Origin of the sequence: Pseudomonas sp. M20 (genome assembly GCF_045037865.1) — a bacterium.
Lineage (GTDB): Bacteria > Pseudomonadota > Gammaproteobacteria > Pseudomonadales > Pseudomonadaceae > Aquipseudomonas.
Genome location: NZ_CP173611.1, coordinates 5761297 through 5781864, shown reverse-complemented (window position 1 = coordinate 5781864; position 20568 = coordinate 5761297). Strand labels below are relative to the sequence as shown.

Annotated in this window: 17 protein-coding genes; 10 read left to right on the top strand and 7 right to left on the bottom strand. The window is 60.6% G+C overall.

The features are described from left to right. The first annotated feature begins 24 nt into the window (after window positions 1–24). Entirely contained in the window at window positions 25–1425 is a 1401-nt protein-coding gene (gene lpdA / locus ACI514_RS25600) for a dihydrolipoyl dehydrogenase (protein ID WP_405122614.1), read from the top strand. 128 nt (window positions 1426–1553) lie between these two features. Here lpdA and ACI514_RS25595 read toward each other — a convergent pair whose 3' ends face one another. Then, window positions 1554–2027, bottom strand: a complete 474-nt coding sequence (locus tag ACI514_RS25595) for an Lrp/AsnC family transcriptional regulator (protein ID WP_405122613.1) — start codon at window positions 2025–2027, stop codon at window positions 1554–1556. 144 nt (window positions 2028–2171) lie between these two features. Here ACI514_RS25595 and ACI514_RS25590 point away from each other — a divergent pair, with 144 nt between their 5' ends. After that, window positions 2172–2801, top strand: coding sequence for a LysE family translocator (locus ACI514_RS25590; protein WP_160060007.1), 630 nt, complete (start codon window positions 2172–2174; stop codon window positions 2799–2801). Here ACI514_RS25590 and ACI514_RS25585 read toward each other — a convergent pair. The 6 genes from ACI514_RS25585 to ACI514_RS25560 form a co-directional block, all read right to left on the bottom strand. Beyond that, window positions 2798–4936, bottom strand: coding sequence for a hypothetical protein (locus tag ACI514_RS25585; RefSeq protein WP_405122612.1), 2139 nt, complete (start codon window positions 4934–4936; stop codon window positions 2798–2800). The genes ACI514_RS25590 and ACI514_RS25585 overlap by 4 nt on opposite strands. Beyond that, window positions 4923–6107, bottom strand: a complete 1185-nt coding sequence (locus tag ACI514_RS25580) for a DUF3142 domain-containing protein (protein WP_405122611.1) — start codon at window positions 6105–6107, stop codon at window positions 4923–4925. Before ACI514_RS25580 ends, ACI514_RS25585 begins: the two co-directional genes overlap by 14 nt. 135 nt (window positions 6108–6242) lie before the next feature. After that, complete coding sequence (locus ACI514_RS25575) at window positions 6243–7082, bottom strand: class I SAM-dependent methyltransferase (RefSeq protein WP_034152164.1); 840 nt, start codon at window positions 7080–7082, stop codon at window positions 6243–6245. Then, window positions 7076–8230 carry an acyltransferase gene (locus tag ACI514_RS25570; RefSeq protein WP_160060011.1) on the bottom strand — a complete coding sequence of 385 codons (1155 nt, stop codon included), beginning with the start codon at window positions 8228–8230 and terminating at the stop codon, window positions 7076–7078. Before ACI514_RS25570 ends, ACI514_RS25575 begins: the two co-directional genes overlap by 7 nt. Then, window positions 8227–9528, bottom strand: coding sequence for a glycosyltransferase (locus tag ACI514_RS25565; protein ID WP_405122610.1), 1302 nt, complete (start codon window positions 9526–9528; stop codon window positions 8227–8229). Before ACI514_RS25565 ends, ACI514_RS25570 begins: the two co-directional genes overlap by 4 nt. Continuing rightward, window positions 9522–11099: a glycosyltransferase gene (locus ACI514_RS25560; RefSeq protein WP_238785186.1), complete on the bottom strand. Its 1578-nt coding sequence runs from the start codon at window positions 11097–11099 to the stop codon at window positions 9522–9524. The genes ACI514_RS25565 and ACI514_RS25560 overlap by 7 nt, the downstream gene beginning before the upstream one ends. A 427-nt stretch (window positions 11100–11526) precedes the next feature. Here ACI514_RS25560 and ACI514_RS25555 point away from each other — a divergent pair, with 427 nt between their 5' ends. From ACI514_RS25555 to ACI514_RS25520, 8 genes are read left to right on the top strand one after another with little or no spacing between them, the layout of a single operon-like run. Continuing rightward, window positions 11527–12441, top strand: a complete 915-nt coding sequence (locus ACI514_RS25555; RefSeq protein ID WP_405122609.1) for a GDP-mannose 4,6-dehydratase — start codon at window positions 11527–11529, stop codon at window positions 12439–12441. Further along, entirely contained in the window at window positions 12438–13409 is a 972-nt protein-coding gene (gene gmd / locus ACI514_RS25550) for a GDP-mannose 4,6-dehydratase (RefSeq protein WP_160060015.1), read from the top strand. Before ACI514_RS25555 ends, gmd begins: the two co-directional genes overlap by 4 nt. 3 nt (window positions 13410–13412) lie before the next feature. Further along, window positions 13413–14855, top strand: a complete 1443-nt coding sequence (locus ACI514_RS25545; RefSeq protein WP_160060016.1) for a mannose-1-phosphate guanylyltransferase/mannose-6-phosphate isomerase — start codon at window positions 13413–13415, stop codon at window positions 14853–14855. Continuing rightward, the gene (locus tag ACI514_RS25540) at window positions 14856–15653 is read left to right on the top strand and encodes an ABC transporter permease (protein WP_123454862.1); all 798 of its coding nucleotides are present in this window, start codon (window positions 14856–14858) and stop codon (window positions 15651–15653) included. Then, window positions 15653–16906, top strand: a complete 1254-nt coding sequence (locus ACI514_RS25535) for an ABC transporter ATP-binding protein (protein ID WP_160060017.1) — start codon at window positions 15653–15655, stop codon at window positions 16904–16906. Before ACI514_RS25540 ends, ACI514_RS25535 begins: the two co-directional genes overlap by 1 nt. Then, entirely contained in the window at window positions 16903–18270 is a 1368-nt protein-coding gene (locus ACI514_RS25530) for a glycosyltransferase family 1 protein (RefSeq protein ID WP_160060018.1), read from the top strand. The genes ACI514_RS25535 and ACI514_RS25530 overlap by 4 nt, the downstream gene beginning before the upstream one ends. Next, window positions 18254–19384 carry a glycosyltransferase family 4 protein gene (locus ACI514_RS25525; protein WP_405122608.1) on the top strand — a complete coding sequence of 377 codons (1131 nt, stop codon included), beginning with the start codon at window positions 18254–18256 and terminating at the stop codon, window positions 19382–19384. Before ACI514_RS25530 ends, ACI514_RS25525 begins: the two co-directional genes overlap by 17 nt. Beyond that, on the top strand, window positions 19385–20515 hold the full coding sequence (locus ACI514_RS25520) for a glycosyltransferase family 4 protein (protein ID WP_160060020.1): 1131 nt from the start codon (window positions 19385–19387) through the stop codon (window positions 20513–20515). It abuts the gene before it with no gap. Window positions 20516–20568 lie beyond the last annotated feature (53 nt).

The following is a 20568-nucleotide window of genomic DNA, read 5'->3' as shown; positions in this document are numbered from 1 at the left end:
CATTCATCCATCAGGAGCAAGCTCATGAGCAACTATGACGTGGTGATTCTGGGCGGCGGCCCCGGAGGCTATAACGCGGCGATTCGTGCCGGCCAGTTGGGCCTCAAGGCCGCGTGTGTGGAAGGTCGTGCGACGCTGGGCGGCACCTGCCTGAACGTCGGTTGCATGCCGTCCAAAGCCCTGTTGCATGCCTCGGAGCTGTACGAGGCGGCGATGGGTGCGGAATTCGCCAATCTCGGCATCGAAGTCAAACCGACGCTGAACCTCGCGCAAATGATGAAACAGAAAGACGAGAGCGTGACCGGCCTGACCAAAGGCATCGAGTTTCTCTTTCGCAAGAACAAGGTTGACTGGATCAAAGGCTGGGGCCACATCGACGGCCCGGGCAAGGTCACGGTGACCGACGATCAGGGCGGCAAAGTCGAACTGACCGCCAAGGACATCATCATCGCCACCGGTTCCGAGCCCACTCCCCTTCCGGGCGTCGAGATCGACAACAAACGTATCCTTGATTCGACCGGTGCGCTTTCCCTGAGTGAAGTGCCCAAACACCTGGTGGTGATCGGTGCCGGTGTGATCGGCCTGGAGTTGGGCTCGGTGTGGCGGCGCCTCGGCGCGCAGGTCACCGTGGTCGAATACCTCGACCGCATCTGCCCGGGCGTCGATGGCGAGGCCGGCAAAACCCTGCAACGCTCACTGAGCAAACAGGGCATCGCGTTCAAGTTGAGTTCGAAAGTCACCAGCGCCACCGCTTCCGCCAACAGTGTGCAACTCAGCGTCGAGCCGGCCGCTGGCGGCACTGCCGAGTTGCTGGAAGCCGATTACGTGCTGGTGGCCATCGGTCGTCGCCCGTACACCCAGGGCCTCGGTCTGGAGAACGTCGGCCTGAGCACCGACAAACGCGGCATGCTCGCCCACAAACAGCACCGCACCGAAGCCGCCGGAGTCTGGGTGATCGGCGATGTGACCTCCGGGCCGATGCTCGCGCACAAGGCTGAAGACGAAGCGATGGCCTGCGTCGAGCAGATCCATGGCAAGGCCGGCGAGGTCAATTACGATTTGATCCCCAACGTGATCTACACCAGACCGGAGCTGGCCAGCGTCGGCAAGACTGAAGAACAACTCAAGGCCGAGGGCCGTGCCTATAAAGTCGGCAAGTTTCCCTTCACCGCCAACAGCCGGGCGAAGATCAACCATGAGACCGAAGGTTTCGCCAAAGTCCTCGCTGATGAGCGCACCGATGAAGTACTCGGCGTTCACCTGGTCGGTCCGAGCGTGAGTGAAATGATTGGCGAGTTTTGTGTGGCGATGGAGTTCAGTGCTTCGGCGGAGGACATTGCGTTGACGTGCCATCCGCATCCAACGCGGTCAGAGGCGTTGCGCCAGGCGGCGATGAATGTCGAAGGGATGGCGACGCAGATGTAGGTTTCGGAATTTTTATTGGCTGCCCCAGCGCTTTCGCGAGCAGGCTCGCTCCCACATTCGACCGCGATACGCCTGAAAGAGCGCGGTCACTGTGGGAGCGAGCTTGCTCGCGAAGGATGCGACTCGGTCTATAGCGGAAGATGTCCGAGAGGCAACGCCCCCGGCGTCTTCACCGTGTGAATCGCAAAGTTGCTGCGGATGTCACTCACCCCCGGCAGCTTCAGCAGGCAACCGCTGAGAAAGCGATCGTACGCACGCAGATCCGGCACCACCACTTGCAGCAAAAAGTCCGACTCTCCCGACACCAGAAACGCCGAGATCACTTCCGGCAACGCCGTCACTGCGGTGTAAAACGCCTCGGCCTGTGCATCGTTGTGCCGCTCGACCTTGACCCCGACAAACACCGTCAGTCCCAGCCCGACTTCATCGCGATCGAGATTGGCCTGATAACCGCGAATCACCCCGGCCTCTTCCAGCATCCGCACCCGGCGCAGGCACGGCGAGGCCGACAGGCCGATTTCATCCGCCAGCTCGACATTGCTCAGGCGCCCGTTACGTTGCAGGGCCGCGAGAATCTTGCGATCGAAGGCATCGAGTTTCATTTTTGGCAGACCCCGATAGTCGTGAAATGGAAAACCAGCAGATTATGCCAATCAAGAAGGTTTTTGAAGCGGACTACGCAAGCACCTGCCCCGCCCTTCGGCCCTAGACTTGGTGCACTGAATCGACAACGAAAGGGCGGCAACATGGCGAATTTCTGGCTGTTTTTCCTGGCATTGGCGGTGGTCTATCTGTTGCCCGGCCCGGACATGATCCTGCTGCTGCAAACTGGTGCCCGGCAGGGACGCGGCGCGGCGCTGGCCACCGCTATTGGCTTGGGCATTGCCCGTGGTTGTCACGTGGCGCTGGCGGCATTGGGGCTGGCCGCGCTGTTCAAGGCTGCGCCGTGGACATTCGAGGTAGTGCGGCTGGCGGGGGCGGCGTATCTGTTATGGATCGGCATTCAATGCCTACGCAGCAATCTGCTGCCGAACCTGAATACTGGCGAGCCTGGCGATTCCCACGGGCGTTGGCGCGAAGCCGTCAGACGCGGTTTGCTGACCAACCTGCTCAATCCCAAGGCGTTACTGTTCTGCTCGGTGCTGCTACCGCAATTCATCGTCAATGAAGGCGCAGCGGTGCTGAGCCAGTTCGCCGTGCTGGGCATGCTGCTGGTCGGCGTCGGCCTGCTGTTCGACAGCGCCTACGCCCTCACCGGCGCCGCGCTGGGTCGTTGGCTGCAACACAGTCCAACGGCCCAACGTGTACAACAATGGCTGTTCGGCAGCCTGCTGATCGGTTTCGCCGTGCGCCTGACGTTCGTCCAGCAGGCTTAGCCTTTGCGGGCCTTGCGCTGGCGACGGCTGATGAACAGCAACGCAGCGGCCGCGACCAGCACAACCGCACCGATCTGCACCGGCCACTTGTACGGCCGCAGCGACGAGCGCACAGCATCGGTTACCTGGGTGACGTAACGCTTGTCGGCGTTTTCGAAATCCGGGTACGGGCACTGATTGCCGAAGTCCACCGCCCACGGTACGAACGGGCCTTCCTTGATGTAGCGCTGATACAGCGCGCTCTGATCTTCCAGGCTGCTGTTCCAGCCGGCGGCGTTGCACAGTACAGCAGCAAACGCCTGGCTGGTGTGCGGCAGATTGTCTGCGGCGCGCCCGGCTAGCGCAGTGGCGACAAAACGGTAGTGATAGCGCTGATCCGGTTTCGCTTCGCTGGCGGCCTGACGTTGCACTTCGGCCTCGCTTACCAGCGGGCCGACTTTCAGCTCCGTGCTTTCCAGACTGTAGTTGCCACCGAACGTGGCGTAGTCCGGCGCCATCTCGTAACCGAGAATGTCCATGCCCCACTCGCGAGCTGTCCACGCGGCGTTGTACAGCGCACTCGCACGTTTGGTCGGCCACCACGAAGCATCGGCCTTCAGCCGTTGTTCGCCGTAGAGTCGGGCCTTGTTTTGCAGGTCGGGATTGTCGAAATAAGCGACCGCATCGGCGTAATGCCCCTCACGCAGCAAACGCCGGCCGAGCAGATTGCGCAGGCTGGCAGCGACCGGCAACGGCACGTAGTTGTCACGCTCCTGCTGTGTCAGCGCGGGCGGAGCCGGGACGTTATCGTCGACGTATTTTTTCAGCTCATCGACCGTCAGCACGCGCTCGGCCACGCTCGCGGCATCGAACCAGTAGACACTGTTGCTGCGATACAACTGCACAAAGGCTTGCAGGTATTCGCCGCGCTGCAAGGCGAGAATCGCGCTTTCACCTTCGACCCGGCACTTCGGCTGAACGGTTTCATACGCCCAGTCCGGTGTGCGCCGGTAACCCCAGTCTTCGCTCTGCGGGAAAGCTTGCGCGGCTTTCGAATAGGCCGCAGCCGCGGCATTTTTATCGCCGTCACGCACCGCCAGTTTCGCCCGTAGCCACCACGCCAGTCCGCCGTCGCCGGAGTTCTCGAGAAAAGCCTTGGCTCCGGCGTAATCGCCCTGTTGATAACTCATCGCCGCCAGGCGATCAGCATTATCGAGGCTGCCACGGGTGCTGTTTTGCAGCAGCTTGACCAGTTTCTTCTCGTTCGGCAGCTCATCGCCAAACGACCAGCCCTGGCGGCTTACCAACGATGCCGTGACCAGTTGCTGCACGGCTTTGTGCTGCAGCAGCTCGGCCAGTTCGGCCTCAGGCAGCTCCGCCAGTTCATTCATCAATTGCTTGAGCGAGGTGTAACCCACGGCCGAGCCGTGCAGGTTCTGTGCTTCATACAATTCGATGGCGCCGTTCCAGTCGCCCGCCGTGCGCAACACCCGCGCCTCTTCACCGAGACTGGCAACACCCAACTCCAACGGATCGCTGAAACCGTCGATGCTCAGTTGCCGGGCCTGGCGGAAGGCATCACGCGATCGCTCTAGCGACACGACCGCATCCGCGGCTTCGCTGCTCATCGCGAACCAGGTACGCCCGAGAGAATACGCCGCCCAGGTACTGCGCAACGCGCGCTGATCCGCCGGCAGCGCCAGCAGCTTGTCGAAATAAGCGATGGCGAGTTGATGATCGCCCGTGGCAAACGCCACCGCGCCGGCGACGTACAAACGGATTTCCGCTGGCAGACTGGCACCCTGCGCCTCGACCTGACGCGCATCGGTCAGGCCGCGCAGCTGTTTGACCAACGCTTGTTGCTCGGCGCTCAGGCCGGCTTGTTCGGCGATTTCCCGAGACTCGGCCGCCGCGTTTTCCTCGCCGTACATATCATTGGGATTGTGTGTCGCCGCGGTGACGTTCTTCAGCCCGGCGATGGTTTTGCCGAGGCGGCTGAGCTCGAAGTTGAAGTTGCCCTCAGGCAGATCTGCGAGGGTCTGCCCGCGATTGTCGAGCAGGCGCATGGGGAAATCCGGCCCGCAGGCCAGCGCCGAACCCAGCGGAAAGCAGAGGCTCAGGCAGAGCAGATGGCGGGGCCAGTTACGGGTCAACATGCGAACCTCCTTGATCAATATGTGCGCAGCGCGCCCAACCGATGGCGCGTTGTCCGCCCGCCGGCATGCGGCCGTCGCGCAGGCGGGTGAAGGTAAGCAGATCCGGGCTTTGTTGCAACGAGTAACCGGCGAGCGCATCAGCGCCTTCACAGCTTTGCGCTTTCAGCGTGATCCGTGCGGGCCAGCCACTGTCGAGGTTGCCCGGGTTGTCGAGTCTGATGTCGTAGAGACCGTTGTATTCGCTCAACACCACGCCGAGCTGACTGGCGAGTTGCTCACCACGGGAGACTGCGCGCAGGGTGGTCAGGCTCCAGGCACGGCGATCATTGGCCAGCGGCAAGCGAAACCAGATCAACCCGGCCAGATGCGCCGGCGGGTCTTCGCGCAAGGCCTTGCCGAGTTGGCTCAATTGCAGCGGATCGGCGAGCAATTCCTGGCGCTCACCGCTCCGCTCAAGTTGCACTTCGCTTTCCACCACTGGCGCCCCGCCGTCATCCGGTAACAGCGCCACGCCGTAAGCCGGCAGCGCGAGATAAAAAGGTTTATCGGTGATTCGCGCCCAGGCCTTGGCCCACTTCAACGCCTGATCGGAATCGAAGAGCCCTCGACGCGGGTCACTGACGGCGTGGACTTGCAACACGCTGCTGTCGACGGTTTGCAGGAGTACGGGCAATTGCGAACTATCGAGCCAGGCTGGCAGCGCGGTGATGCTTAGCGGGATGTCCGTCGGCAATGCCACGCGCAGATGTTTGAGGAATTCAGCGTAGGCCGGCAAGCGTGCGTTACCGGCGTCGTGATCGATCTCGACGCCGCTCAGCCTCAGGCCTTGCGCCTGCCAGTCGGCTAGCACCTGCAGAATCTGCGCGGTGACCTGATCCTGATCCAGCGACTTGAGTTGTCCGTCGAGACGAATCACCGCAATCAACGGACGACCATCGGCTTTCAATAACGGCGCATCGATTCGCGCGCTGCTCCATCCGGCATTTGGAAAGGCTTGCAGTGCGAGGACGCGTAGCGTTGAGAAATCCTGGCGACTGTCACGCAGCGCCGCCTCGTGGGCCGGCGTCCATTGACGTTGCCAGATGTAGAGTTGTTGGTCGAGGGGCGGAGCGTCCTGCTGCTTGCAAGCCACAAGCAAGATGCCCAAGAACAGAACCACAATAAATCGCATACCTTCCAACCCCCTGACACCACAAGGCTGCAAGGTTACACAAAAACCCTGTAGGAGCTGTCGAGTGAAACGAGGCTGCGATCTTTTGATCTTTTTTCAGGATCAAGATCAAAAGATCGCAGCGTGCCGCAGCTCCTACAGGGGGGCGGCGGGTTTACGGGCGATGATCACCTGGCTTTTCGCAACCACCGCATCCAGCGCCTGTTTGATCTGCGCGCCACGCGGCGAGTCCAGCACCGCTTGCCAGGTGTCGGCCCAGTGATTGAGCAACGGATGATCCGGGTTGCTGAAGTCGACCTTGGCTTCCCAGAACAGCAACATCCACATCGACCAGTAAAAACCGTACTGGCTGTGGCTGATGATCTCCAGCCCGGCTTCACTGACCATCGCCTTGAACTGTTCTTCGCTGATGATGCGAATGTGGTTGGGCTTCTGGAAATACTCGGCCGCGGCGATGTCTTTTTGCAGGTCTTCGGAGCTTGGGTGCGGCACGCTCAGCAGGTACAGGGCCCCCGGCTTGCCGACGCGTACCAGTTCGGCAAGGAACTGCGCCGGGTCGTCGACGTGCTCGATGACTTCCGTCGAGACCACACGCGTGGCCGTGCCGTCGGCAATCGGCAGTGGATTGCAGTCGGTGACGTGGCATTCGATGTCCCGCGCTGGCGTATCGCTGAGACGCTGACGGGTCGCTTCGACCTTCGCTCCGTCGATATCGGCAATGATGATCTTCGCCCCACGCATGCCACAGAAGTGCACATTGCCGCCATCACCGCAGCCGACGTCGAGCAAGGTGTCGGCGGCGGTCACCGGAAAGCCTTTGAACAGCTCGCCGGTTTCCTGGTTGAACCAGCCACTGAGCATCGCATCGTGCAGGCCGAGCATGTACGGATCGGTCTTCTCGGCGACCGCCACGACAGGCTGCGCGGCGACCGGAGCAGGCGTGCCCGCCGTGAGTTTCTTCAAAAGGCTCAGCATGAGGTAGCTCCAGAGGATGGGATGGCGGTTCGAGACGTGCCGAGGCGTTTGACCAGCGCAGCGCCACGGTTGCGCATCGGCATTTCGATAAGGCGATAATTCAGTTCGCTGAGCAGCACGATCAGGCCGAACGCCAGCAGCAGTGTGACGATCGGATGCCCGGCGGGGCTGGGCAAACCGGCGCTCTGCAAACGGAAGATCAGTTCACGTACCAGTTGATAGGCCGGAATGTGGATCAGGTACATACCGTAGGAGCGACTGCCGACCCACGCCAGCACACGCTGCACAGCACCGGCAGGCATCAGGTAGTCGCGGTTGTACGAAGCGATCCACACAAGCAAGGCGCCGAGTACGGCAATCGAGCCGATGCGGTAAGGAGCAAAGGTGAAACGGTCAGTGGCCATGAAGCTCAACAGTGATCCGATGGCGATCAACGCCGAAATTCCGGCCCACGGTCGACGCAGGAAGGTCGGCTGCCAGCGTTGATAACCCGGCTGCGCGCTCCACATCGCCAACAGCACGCCGAGGGCCAGCGCGTCTGTACGCACGACCATCAGCAACGGTGTGCGCACGGTCAGAATCTGCACCGCCACCAGCGCCAGCAATGCCCAGACCAGACGCCGGCGAAACAGCAGAATCAACAGCGGGAACAGCAGATAAAACTGCTCCTCCAGCGCCAGGCTCCAATATACGAAACTGCTGCCGTATTCGTAATGAAAGAAGCTGTCGGCAAAACGAAAGTTCGCGTACTGCAGCACCCCGGCCAGCGTCGCTTGCAAGTTGGCGCTCAGCGTGCCGAACGCCCCGGAGCGATTGAGAAACACGCAGGCCAGCAGCATCAGCGCCAGCCACAACCAGGCCGACGGCAACAAGCGAAACGCCCGGCGCAGCCAGAAATTTCGGGTCTCCTGCCAGTATTCCTGCCGCGTCGTACAGCCTTGCAGCGTCGGGATCAGGCTACGGGCGATGACAAAACCGGAGATCGCAAAGAACAGATCGACGCCCCACCACGGCTGCGCCCAGCCATGAATCTTCTCCAGCAACGGCACCGGGTCGGTGAACAGGCTGCCCTGCATGTGGTGGAACAACACGCCCAACACGGCAATCGCGCGCAGGACTTCAATGTCCATGATCCGTTTGCTGGTCATGCTTCAGGGGCTTCCATGGCCACTGCGCGTTGTTCGAACAATTGCGCGAGGAACACCTGTAAGCGTTGTTCGGCCACGGCCTGACTGCAGAAACCTTGCAGACTGCTGACGGCTTGCGCCGACATCTGTGCGTAACGCGCCGGGTGGTTTTTCGCCACGTCGTAACTGGCCTTGTAGGCTTCACACAACGACGCCCAGTTGGTTACGTAACGCAAGGTGCGAAAGGCTCGACGCGGGTCGTGCGGCCAGGCGGTGAGTTCATCCGTGGACTCGATCAGAAAGGCGTTGTCGGCGCTCAGGTAATCGATCATCGCCGTGGTGCGCGGTGCCACCGCCGGTTTGCCGCAGGACATGAATTCCATCAGCGGCAAGCACTGGCCTTCGCCATACGAGGTGTTGACTACATAACGGGTGGCCTGCACCAGACGCTCGTAATCCGGGTCGGCGAGATAGCCGTAGATCAACACGATGCGGCAACGGTAGGACTGGTTTTTATACAGGTGATGGAGGATGTCGCTGAGCGCTTCTTCGGCATCGTGATGGGTCAGTTTGAGGACCAGCGTGGCGTCTTCGACGTCGCGGAAACTGACACAGAAGGCGCTGAGCATGTCTTCCCAATTCTTGCGCCCGTCGCCGGGATTGAACACCGAGGTGTACACCACGCCGTCGAGCAACAACTCTTGTTCGGTGACCGGCGCAGTGAAATCGATGCCCTCACCACTGCGCAGATGCGCTGGGCCAAAGGCATTCAAGTCGAGCTTGCGACTGTCCGCCACCAGCCCTTTGATAGTCAGGCGCAGCGGCCCCGTCGAGGTTTGCCCCTGCAACTGCGCGCCACGGGCCGCAAAGCGATCCCACACCGGTGCCGGCACCGCAACGATCGGGTAGTCATCCGTCATCGCTTCGCGCACGGCGTTGACCGTGTAATTGGAATGGGTGATCGCTGCGCCACAGGCTGCCAGCACCGTGCGCCAGTCGTTGCGCGGTTCACCGGCAAACGGCTCGTTGGGGATGGTGCTGAATTCCCACGCAAACACCGGCAACGTCGGACACGCCAGGTGCACCGGGGTGCGATGCGGCGGCGAGAACGACAGAAATACACACGGCTCGCCACGGCTCAGGCATTCCAGGTACAGCGCATCGACCTCGGCTTGCGGATCGAGCACTTCCACCACCCGCCCGAGCCGTTCGAGCACCGGACGGTACTCCTTGAGCACGAAGTAATAGCTGTACTCCGAACGCCCGAGGTTCTGCGCGATGGTGTGCTGGTTGGTTTCCGAATGAATGATGATCAGCATGAGGCGTTATCCGTCACGGGCGCGACATCGGCAGCATCGGAGGCCAGCGCGAAAAAGTCCGCCATGCGTTTTTGCACCGGGGCGAACGCGCAGTAATCGTGCATGCGTTCGATGGCGGCCGCCGACATCTGCTGATAATCCAGTGGCTGGGTCTTGGCCATCCGATAGCTGTTTTCGTAGGCGTGTTTCAGCGAGCCCCAGTCCGGGCGATAGCGCAAAGTACGGTAGATGATGCGCGTGTCCTGCGGCCAGATCGTCAGCTCTTCGCTGGACTTGATCACGAATGCCACCGCGTCATCGATGTAGTCTTCCATCGCCGTGTGATCGGGGGCGATCACCGGTGTGCCGCTGGACATGAACTCCATGAGCGGCAGGCACAGGCCTTCACAGCGCGAGGCGTTCACGTAGAAACTTGCGGCCTGATACAGCCTGGCGTACTGCGTGTCGTCGAGATAACCGTGCATCACCACCACCCGGCAGGCGAACGGCGTGAGTTGCGCAAGCAATGTCATCAACTCGCTGTAATAGGAAGCCAGATCGTTCTGGGTAATCTTCAACACAAGCGTCGCGTCGGACGTTTCGCGAAACGCCCAACAGAATGCGGTGATCAGTTGATGCCAGTTCTTGCGGCCATCCCTGGGGTTGAACACGGTGACATAAACCACACCGTCGACCGTGGTTTCGACCACCGAAGTGGTGTCCGGCAAGTTCAGCGTCACCGGTTCGACGACGGGGACCGGCAGCGGCCCACACACCGCCGGCAAGCGTTGTTCGAGCCAGCCGTGCAGCGTATCTGGCACCAGATCGCGAATGCCTTCCCAATACCAGTTGTAGAGAAACTTCACCCGTGGCACCGGTTCTGCCTGCTCGTGTCCCAGATCCAGCACCCATAGACGCAGGTAATGCCGGGCAATGACGAAGCGGCGTTGGAGGGTCAGCGGTGGCGGACGCGCGGCTTCGATTTCGGCCGCCAGCGCGGCTTCTTCTTCCGGCGTGATCGGTGTCGGGATCAGTGCATCGGCGCAGAGGCCGAGGGTGCGAGTATCGAAAATGCAGCCCTTGATCGCCAGCGTGGTGCCTGGATTGACTGGCGCACCCAGTGTCTGCTGACGGATCGCCGCGAAGTTTTCCCACAGCGGCGTGGGCAATACCAGCACAGGGAAGTCTTCGCCCATGGCACGACGAATGGCTCGAGCGGTGTGGCTCGACAGCGTGATAACCCGCCCATGGCGAGCGAGCATCTGCGTCCAGTCCTGACGCGGGTCGTTGTCCCACTGTTCGTCAGGAATCGAGTCGAACTCCCAGGCCACCACACACACCGTCGGGCATTCGAGGTCGACCGGGGTTTTCTGCGGCGGAGTGAACGACAGGAACAGGCTGTCTTCGCCAGCGGCGAGCAGTTGTCGATACAGCGGATCGACGTCGGCGGTGGACGCGACCACGTGCACGCGCCCAAGGCTTTCCAGCACCGGGCGATAGGCCTTGAGCACGAAGTAATAACTGTATTCCGGACGGCCGAGACTCTGGCCGATGGAACTGTCATTGACGTCCGAGTAAAGAATGAAATTCATGGCATCCCACGATGAAGGCGCCATCCCGGTACCTTCATGCTATGACGGCCGTGCGCTGGATCGAGTCGGCATGGCAGGCCCTCGTCCTTCGTCATCGGGTACGTCTTCGTTCTTGTTTTAGTGGTCGGTTTCACCCTGCGTCGCGGTTCTCGAATCAAAGCTCGGGATTTGGCGACGAAGGGCATTCTAAACACATCCGTCAGGTATTCGTGAACCGCCCGGCGAGAATAAATCCGCTACGCTGACGAGAACTGACCAGTCACGGTATGGCCAGTTGAAATTGCTCGGCAATTGGCACAGATTGACAGCAAATAACTACAACAACGTTTTCGCCTGTCGTCTTAGCGGTTTTTTCCAACCGGTCTGACAGACCCTTCTCTAAAGCCTGTAGGAAGTGCTGCGAAAACCAAGACCAAGGGGTCGCTGTTTGAAAAAGCGTCTGTTCGTCACGGGTCTCAGTGGATTCGTTGGACAACATATTCAGTCACGTTTGGCCTCGCCTGACTCTGCGTGGGAACTGCTGCCTGCAGCTTCACGTTACGACCTGACGGCTCCAGACAGCCTTGTCGACCTGTGGCCGCAAATGCCTGACGCGGTCATTCATCTGGCCGGCCAGACTTTCGTCCCCGAAGCCTTCCGCGACCCGGTACGGACCTTCGACATCAATCTGCTCGGCACCCTCAATCTGTTGCAGGCTCTCAAGGCCCGTGGTTTTCAGGGCACCTTCCTGTACGTCAGCTCCGGCGACGTTTACGGTCAGGTCAGCGAAAGCGATCTGCCGATCACCGAACAACAAGCGCCCTGCCCGCGCAATCCGTATGCGGTGAGCAAACTCTCGGCCGAGTTTCTCAGCCTGCAATGGGGTTTGAGTGAGGACTGGCCGGTGCTCGTCGCGCGGCCGTTCAACCACATCGGCGCAGGACAGAAAGAAGGTTTCGTCATCGCCAGTGCCGCCCGTCAGATCAATCGCATCAAACAGGGCCTGCAAGCCCCGCAACTGGAAGTCGGCGATATCGACGTAACGCGGGATTTCCTCGATGTCGGCGATGTGATTTCGGCCTATTTCGCGCTGCTGGAGAAAGGTGTACCGGGACAGGTTTACAACATCTGCTCAGGGCGCGAGCAGAGCATCCGCAGTCTGATTGAACAACTGGCCGATCTGGCCGAAGCGCCAGTGCAACTGGTTCAAGATCCGGCACGCATGCGCCGCGCCGACCAGCGCCGCGTTTGCGGCAGTCATACCAAGCTGAGCCGGATCACCGGATGGACGCCTGAAATCACAACACAACAATCCCTGCGGGCGATCCTGTCCGACTGGGAGAAGCGAGTAAAACAAGAATGACTAAAAGTGCACTGATCACAGGGATTACTGGCCAGGACGGCGCATATCTGGCCAAACTGTTGCTCGACAAGGGCTACAAGGTTCATGGCCTGGTAGCACGACGCAGCAGCGATTCGCGCTGGCGCCTGCGCGAGATGGGTGTCGAAGCCGACATCGTTTATCTCGATGGCGACATGGCCGATGCCTGCTCGGTGCAGCGTGCGGTCATCAAGTCGGCGCCGGACGAGGTATATAACCTCGCCGCGCAAAGCTTTGTCGCCGCCTCGTGGGATCAACCGGTGACCACCGGCATCGTCGACGGCCTGGGCGTTACCCATCTGCTCGAGGCGATCCGTCAATTCAGCCCGCACACCCGCTTCTATCAGGCTTCGACCAGTGAAATGTTCGGTCTGATCCAGGCTGAGCAGCAGGACGAAAACACACCCTTCTACCCCCGCAGCCCTTACGGTGTGGCCAAGCTGTACGGCCACTGGATCACCGTCAACTACCGCGAAAGCTTCAACCTGCACGCCAGCAGCGGCATTCTCTTCAACCATGAATCGCCACTGCGCGGCATCGAGTTCGTCACCCGCAAGGTCACCGACGCCGCCGCACGCATCAAACAAGGCAAACAGCAGGAGCTGGCCTTGGGCAACATCGACGCCAAACGTGATTGGGGGTTTGCCGGTGATTACGTCGAAGCCATGTGGCTGATGTTGCAACAAGACAAGCCTGACGATTTTGTGGTCGCCACCGGCATCACCACCACCGTACGGGAAATGTGCCGCATCGCCTTCGATCACGTCGGCCTCAACTACCGCGATTACGTGAAGATCGACCCCGCGTTCTTCCGCCCGGCCGAAGTCGAAGTGCTGCTCGGCAATCCGGCCAAGGCTCAGCGCGTGCTGGGCTGGAAGCCGAAAACCGACCTGGATACCTTGATCCGCATGATGATGGATGCGGACATGAAACGCGTCGCCAAGGAGTAGGCCATGCTGATCCCCGTGATTCTGTCCGGCGGTGCCGGCACCCGTTTGTGGCCGGTGTCCCGCGAGGGCCATCCCAAGCCGTTCATGACCCTGCCCGACGGCCAGTCGCTGCTGGGCAAGACCTACCAGCGTGCCGCCGCATTGCTGGACGGCTGGGGTGACATCGTCACGGTGACCAACCGCGAGTACTACTTCCAGAGCAAGGATCACTATTGCGCCGCCCACGTGTCGCGCCATCGCGGGCACTTCCTGCTGGAGCCGACCGGGCGCAACACGGCGCCGGCCATTGCTGCTGCCGCGTTGTCGCTGCAAGCACTGCATGGTGATAACGCGATCATGGTGGTGATGCCCGCCGACCATTTGATCGTCAATCAGGACGCGCTGAAAACGGCGGTCGAGCACGCGGTCAATCTGGCCAAAGACGGCTATCTGGTGACCTTCGGCGTGATCCCGACGGCGGCGGAAACCGGCTTCGGCTACATTGAGACCGGTGCCCCACTGGATGCCAAAGGTGCGGCGAAAGTGCAGCGTTTCGTCGAGAAACCCGACCTGCAAACCGCCACGCATTATCTGGAGAGCGGCAACTTCCTGTGGAACTCAGGCATGTTCTGCTTCACCACCGCCACCGTGATTGCCGAGCTGCAATTGCACGCGCCCGAACTGCTCGAGCAGACTCGCGCCTGCATGGCCGCCAGCGCGCCGATTGAAACCGTCGGTTGCCTGCAGCAAGAACTGTCGCCGGCGCTGTTCGCGGAAATCACCGACATTTCCATCGATTACGCACTGATGGAGCGCTCGGAAAAAGTCGTTGTCGTGCCCGCAGGCTTCGACTGGAGTGACATCGGTTCGTGGGGCGCCGTCGCGGCATTGGTGCCGGCCGACGCAGACAACAACCGCGCCAGCGGCGAAGCGATTTTCATCGACAGCCACAACAACTTCGTCCAGAGCGAAGGTCGTCTGGTGGCGACGGTGGGTGTGGATAACTTGATCATCGTCGACACCGCCGACGCGGTGTTGGTGGCCCATGCCGACCGTGCGCAAGACGTACGCCGCGTGGCCAAGCAACTCAAGGACAAATCCCACGAAGCCTATCGGTTGCATCGTACCGTCAGCCGCCCGTGGGGTACTTACACGGTTCTCGAAGAAGGTCCGCGCTTCAAGATCAAGCGCATCGTGGTCAAGCCTGGCGGCAAGTTGTCGCTGCAAATGCACCATCACCGCAACGAACACTGGGTGGTGGTCGAAGGCATGGCCAAGGTCACCAACAATGGCAGCGGTACAACGCTGGTAGCCAAGAACGAATCGACCTTCATCGCCGCCGGCCACAAGCATCGCCTGGAAAACCCCGGGGTGATCGACCTGGTGATCATCGAAGTGCAAAGCGGCGAATACCTGGGAGAGGACGACATCGTTCGCTTCGAAGACCAATACGGCAGGACGGTTTAAATGCTGCTTTCCCTGTTCCGCTCGTTGCATGGCTACCGGGGCTTCATCCTCGGCAGCGTGCAGCGAGAGTTTCAAGCCCGGTACCGCAATTCGTTGTTCGGCGCGCTGTGGCCGATCTTCAATCCACTGTCGATGATCGTCGTTTACACCGTGATCTTTTCCCACATCATGCGCGCCCGTTTACCCGGCGTGGATGACAGCATGGCCTACAGCGTCTACCTCTGCGCCGGGCTGCTGGCGTGGGGACTGTTTTCCGAAATTACCCTGCGCAGCCAGAACATGTTTCTGGAAAACGCCAACCTGCTGAAGAAAATCAGCTTCCCGCGCATCTGCCTGCCGGTGATAGTGCTGTGCAACGCCGGGATCAACTTCGCGATCATCATCAGCCTGTTTCTCGGCTTTCTGCTGATCACCGGACGCTGGCCGGGCATGGCCTTGTTGGCGCTGATTCCATTGATCGCCCTGCAAATGATGTTCTGCGCCGGACTGGGCATGGTCCTCGGCGTATTGAACGTGTTCTTCCGTGATGTCGGTCAGCTGTTCGGCATCTGCCTGCAATTCTGGTTTTGGCTGACGCCGATCGTTTACCCGATCACGATCCTGCCGGAATGGGTACAGCGCCTGCTGCAACTCAACCCGCTGACCAATCTGTTCAGCAGTTATCAAAACCTGTTTCTCTACGGTCAGTGGCCGGTCTGGAGCTCGCTGCTGCCGATCTTCGTCACGGGTGTGCTGTTTTGTCTGATCGGTCTGCGGCTGTTTCGCCAGCGCGTCGGCGAAATGGTGGATGAACTCTGATGGGGCATATTCGCGTCACCGGCCTGAGCAAGGCCTACAAACAATACCCTAACCGCTGGAGCCGACTGGCCGAGTGGCTGCTCCCGTTTTCGCCGATCCGCCACCGCCAGCACTGGGTGCTGCAAGACGTCGAATTCGAAATCGCCCCCGGTGAAGCGGTGGGCATCGTCGGCGCCAACGGCGCGGGCAAAAGCACTTTGCTGAAGATGATCACCGGCACCACCCAGCCCACCACCGGCACAATCGAACTGCAAGGCCGCGTGGCCGCGCTGCTGGAGCTGGGCATGGGTTTCCACCCGGATTTCACCGGTCGCCAGAACGCCATCATGGCCGGCCAGTTGCTGGGCATGCAGCTCGAAGAAATCGAGGCACTGATACCCGACATCGAGCATTTCGCCGAGATCGGCGACGCCATCGACCAGCCGGTACGCACTTACTCCAGCGGCATGCAGATGCGCCTGGCGTTCAGCGTCGCCACGGCGCGACGCCCGGACATCCTTATCGTCGACGAGGCACTGTCGGTGGGCGACGCCTACTTCCAGCACAAAAGCTTCGAACGCATCCGCAGTTTCCGCAAATCCGGCACCACGCTGCTGATCGTGTCCCACGACCGTTCGGCCATTCAATCGATCTGCGATTCGGCGATTCTGCTCAAGGATGGCCGCATGGCCATGTACGGCAAACCCGAACCCGTGCTCGATTATTACAACGCGCTGATGGCCGAACGCGAGGGCCAGATCGTCCGTCAGGAAATGCTCGCCGGCGGCGAAGTGCAAACCGTCTCCGGTACCGGCGAAGCAGCGATTCTCGGCGTGCGCCTGCTCGATGAAAACGATCGCAGCATCGACGCTGCCGAAGTCGGTCAAGCGGTGGTGCTCGAAGTGAAAGTTGAAGTGCGCAAGGACATCGAACGGCTGGTACTGGGTTTTATCCTCAAGGATCGTCTGGGCCAGATGATGTACGGCATCAACACCCACCGCCTCGACAAGGCGCTGACCGACCTGCACGCCGGCGAGCGTTTCACCTATCGCTTCGCTTTCGTCATGGGATTGGGCAAAGGCAATTATTCCGTATCGCTGAGCCTGTCGCGCCTGGACTCTCACCTCGATCGCAATTTCGAATGGCGCGACTACGGGCTGGTGTTCCACGTGATCAACAATCGGCAGGAAGATTTTGTCGGCTGCTCATGGCTGGGTGCCAAGACCACCATCTCGCGCGACACCGAAGTCCGGCCTGTCGAGCGCTTGCCATGACCCGCTTGCTCGTCGAATGCACCCATGTGTTCAAACACCCGACCATCAACTCGGGGATTCAGCGTGTGGTGCGCAACGTCATCAAGCAACTGCCCGCCAGCGCCGCAGGTGTGGAGTGCATGCCGGTGGTGGTACTCAATGGCGAACTCTACCGCGTGCTGCAACTGGCATCGCTCGATACGCCTTTTTTCAACAGGCTGGAAACCTTCGGAGGACGCCTGGAGCGCCTCGCTCATCGCTTCTGGCAGTGGCATCAGCGTCGTGATGCGCAACTCACCTCGAAACTGGCGCGACGGATTTTGTATGTCGGCTACCGGCTGACAATCTTCGGCGCGTTCGGCCTGCCGATCCGCCTGATCCGACAGATCAACCGCACGCAACTGCTCAAACGTTGCTCCCCCCTGCAACATCGGCCGGGCGATCAACTGGTGTTGCTGGATTCATCCTGGCACTCGGATTTGTTCGCCCACGTCGAGCGACTCAAACGCGACGGCGTCGGCATGATCGCGGTGATCTACGACTTGATCCCTCTGACTCATCCGCAGTTTTACGACACGCGTCTGGTCGAGGTTTTCAGCGAGTGGTTCGACTGGATCACCCGCACGGCCGACGGCTACATGGCTATCTCCGCCACGGTGCGCGATCAGGTGCGTGAAGAATTGCAGCGCAGAATCGGTGCCGAACAAACCGACCAGCGCTGGTTCGATTTCTTTCACTTGGGTTCCGAACTGGATCTGCATACCGACCATGCGACGGTCGATCCGCGCCTGAAGCAATTGTTCACGACAACAGACCCGGTTTACCTGATGGTCAGCACCATCGAACCACGCAAGAACCATGCGTATCTGCTCGATGCCTTCGAACGCGCCTGGATCACAGGCTCGACCGCACGGCTGTGCATCGCCGGGCGGGTCGGCTGGAAATGCGATGCCCTCCTCGCCCGGGTGCGCAATCATCCAGAGCTGAATCAGCGTCTGTTCATGTTTAACGACCTCAGTGACACCAGCCTTGAACACGCCTACGCCCACGCCAGTGCACTGGTGTTTCCTTCGTTCGTCGAAGGCTTCGGCTTGCCCTTGGTGGAAGCCATGCAGCGTGGCTTGCCGGCGATGGGTAGTGACATTGCGGTGTTTCGCGAAATCGGAGGCGAGTTCATGGCGTATTTCGATTTGCAGGATCCGCAAAGCCTTGCCGACTTGATCAACGGCTTCCAGTGCAGCGGCCAGTTCCCTGCCGCCCGCGATGTTGCTGATTGGCAGTGGATCGGCTGGCGCGAAGCCAGTCAGCAACTGGCCGAACGCAGTGTGCGTAATGTTCTGCAAGCGCCGGCGGCGCCAGCGAGGCAGCATGCGCATAGCGCTTAACGCACGCATTCTCCAGGCACCGCGCACCGGCATCGGCCATTACGTTGCCGAACTGGTCAACGCCTTGCGCAGCGAACCCGAGATTGACGTGACCTTGTTCCACGGGTGGGGCTGGAGCTCGGCGCTGCCGGAAGCGGCCATGCCCGGTTACTCGCGCCTGACGCCGCTGCTGCGACAGATTCCCGGGGCTTATCAGGCGCGCCGCTGGCTGGAGCAGAAACGCTTCGATCAGGGGCGCGCGCAAGGTATCGACCTCTATCACGAACCGAGCCTGTGGCCGCTGGCCTTCGACGGCCCGACCGTGATCACCCTGCATGACCTGACCCACCTGCATTTCCCTGAGACCCAGCCCCCGGCGCGGCTCAAGGAAATCGAACGTCGATTGGCCGTGGGTGTGGAGCAAGCCCAAGTGATTCTCACCGACTCGCAAGCCATCGCCGAGGAAGCTCAAGCCTATTTCAGCCTGCCTGCCGAGCGTTTCGTCGTTGCACCACTGGGCATCGCCGAGCGCTTTCATCCGCGCGAGGCGAGCACCATTGATGCGGTGCTCAAGGCGCATGCGGTGGCGGCGCGGGAATATTTTCTATGCGTGGGCACGCTGGAGCCGCGCAAGAACCTTGGCCTGGCCCTGCGCGCCCATGCCCTGTTACCCGAAGCCGTGCGCCAGCGTTATCCGCTGCTGATCGTCGGCATGGCCGGCTGGGAGCGCGAGCAGTTCAGTGAACCTTTGCGTCAGGCGCTGGCCAGCGGGCATGTGTGCCTGCTCGGCTATCTGCCCGATGAACAGGTCGCGCAATTGCTGGCCGGTGCCCGCGCACTGATTTTTCCATCGCTGTACGAAGGGTTTGGTCTGCCGGTACTGGAGGCCATGGCCAGTGGCACCCCGGTGGTGCTCACGCGTTCTTCGGCGATGCCGGAAGTCGCCGGTGCAGCGGGCAACTATATTGAAGCTGACGATGCAGAAGGCCTGCGTGATGCGCTGAGCCGACTGATCGACGATCAAGCGCATTGGCAGGCATGCCAAGAAGCCGGGTTACAGCAGTCACGGCTTTTTTCCTGGGAGCGTTGTGCACAGGCCACCGCCAGTGCCTACCGCCAGGCCATGGGAGGTTGAATGCGAGTTCTTCATTTTTTCAAGACGTACCTGCCTGACTCGGTCGGCGGCATTGAGCAAGTGATCTTCCAACTGTGCGAGAGCGGCGCCCAGCACGGTATCGACGGCCAGGTGCTGACCCTCAGTGCTGACCCGACACCGCCCGTGGTGAAATTGGGCCAGCACGAAGTGCACCGCGCCAAACTCGACATCCAGTTCGCCTCCACGGGCTTTTCCTGGAGCGTGTTCAAACAGTTTCGCGAACTGGCGGCCGAGGCCGACGTGGTCAACTACCACTTCCCGTGGCCGTTCATGGACCTGGTGCATTTCGCCAGTGCGATGAATAAACCGAGTGTGGTGACTTACCACTCGGACATCATTCGCCAGAAGCACCTGCTCAAACTCTATCGCCCGTTGATGAACCGCTTCCTCGCCAGCGCCGACCGCATTGTTGCCGCTTCGCCGAACTACCTGCACACCAGCGATGTGCTGCAACAGTTCCAGAACAAGACCCGAGTAATTCCCTACGGTTTGAACAAGGCTGGTTATCCACAGGCGGATGCAGAGCGGATGAATCGCTGGCGCCAGCAGGTTGGGGATAAGTTTTTTCTGTTTGTCGGGGTGATGCGTTACTACAAGGGCCTGCACATTCTGCTCGAGGCGCTGAAAGACGTGGATTATCCCGTCGTCATTGTCGGTGCCGGGCCATTGGAACTGGAACTGCACGCTCAAGCGCAAGCGCTGGGCCTGCGCAATATTCATTTCCTCGGACGCTTGGGTGACGAGGACAAAGTCGCGCTGCTGCAACTGAGCTACGCGATTGTTTTCCCGTCACACCTGCGCTCGGAAGCTTTCGGCATCTCGCTGCTGGAAGGTGCGATGTACGGCAAACCGATGATTTCCAGCGAGATCGGCACTGGCACCAGCTACATCAATATTCACAACGAAACCGGGCTGGTGGTCCCGCCCAGTCATCCACAGGCGTTTCGCGAGGCGATGCGCACGCTCTGGGAAGACCCGGTGCGCGCCGCTGCCATGGGGGTGAAAGCCGAAGCGCGTTACCGGCAGTTATTCACAGCCGATGAAATGGGCCGCAAATGGACAGAGCTGTATCAGGAATTGCTGGAAGAGAAATCCCTGTCCTACGCCTGAGCGTGGGTTGAATACCGATCCCCTGTAGGAGCTGCCGAAGGCTGCATTCTTTT

What these genes read in the sequence shown, in the direction of transcription:
- lpdA (WP_405122614.1), top strand. Translation starts at nt 25, where the DNA reads ATGAGCAACTATGACGTGGTGATTCTGGGCGGCGGCCCCGGAGGCTAT.
- ACI514_RS25595 (WP_405122613.1), bottom strand. Translation starts at nt 2,027, where the DNA reads ATGAAACTCGATGCCTTCGATCGCAAGATTCTCGCGGCCCTGCAACGT.
- ACI514_RS25590 (WP_160060007.1), top strand. Translation starts at nt 2,172, where the DNA reads ATGGCGAATTTCTGGCTGTTTTTCCTGGCATTGGCGGTGGTCTATCTG.
- ACI514_RS25585 (WP_405122612.1), bottom strand. Translation starts at nt 4,936, where the DNA reads ATGTTGACCCGTAACTGGCCCCGCCATCTGCTCTGCCTGAGCCTCTGC.
- ACI514_RS25580 (WP_405122611.1), bottom strand. Translation starts at nt 6,107, where the DNA reads ATGCGATTTATTGTGGTTCTGTTCTTGGGCATCTTGCTTGTGGCTTGC.
- ACI514_RS25575 (WP_034152164.1), bottom strand. Translation starts at nt 7,082, where the DNA reads ATGCTGAGCCTTTTGAAGAAACTCACGGCGGGCACGCCTGCTCCGGTC.
- ACI514_RS25570 (WP_160060011.1), bottom strand. Translation starts at nt 8,230, where the DNA reads ATGACCAGCAAACGGATCATGGACATTGAAGTCCTGCGCGCGATTGCC.
- ACI514_RS25565 (WP_405122610.1), bottom strand. Translation starts at nt 9,528, where the DNA reads ATGCTGATCATCATTCATTCGGAAACCAACCAGCACACCATCGCGCAG.
- ACI514_RS25560 (WP_238785186.1), bottom strand. Translation starts at nt 11,099, where the DNA reads ATGAATTTCATTCTTTACTCGGACGTCAATGACAGTTCCATCGGCCAG.
- gmd (WP_160060015.1), top strand. Translation starts at nt 12,438, where the DNA reads ATGACTAAAAGTGCACTGATCACAGGGATTACTGGCCAGGACGGCGCA.
- ACI514_RS25545 (WP_160060016.1), top strand. Translation starts at nt 13,413, where the DNA reads ATGCTGATCCCCGTGATTCTGTCCGGCGGTGCCGGCACCCGTTTGTGG.
- ACI514_RS25540 (WP_123454862.1), top strand. Translation starts at nt 14,856, where the DNA reads ATGCTGCTTTCCCTGTTCCGCTCGTTGCATGGCTACCGGGGCTTCATC.
- ACI514_RS25535 (WP_160060017.1), top strand. Translation starts at nt 15,653, where the DNA reads ATGGGGCATATTCGCGTCACCGGCCTGAGCAAGGCCTACAAACAATAC.
- ACI514_RS25530 (WP_160060018.1), top strand. Translation starts at nt 16,903, where the DNA reads ATGACCCGCTTGCTCGTCGAATGCACCCATGTGTTCAAACACCCGACC.
- ACI514_RS25525 (WP_405122608.1), top strand. Translation starts at nt 18,254, where the DNA reads ATGCGCATAGCGCTTAACGCACGCATTCTCCAGGCACCGCGCACCGGC.
- ACI514_RS25520 (WP_160060020.1), top strand. Translation starts at nt 19,385, where the DNA reads ATGCGAGTTCTTCATTTTTTCAAGACGTACCTGCCTGACTCGGTCGGC.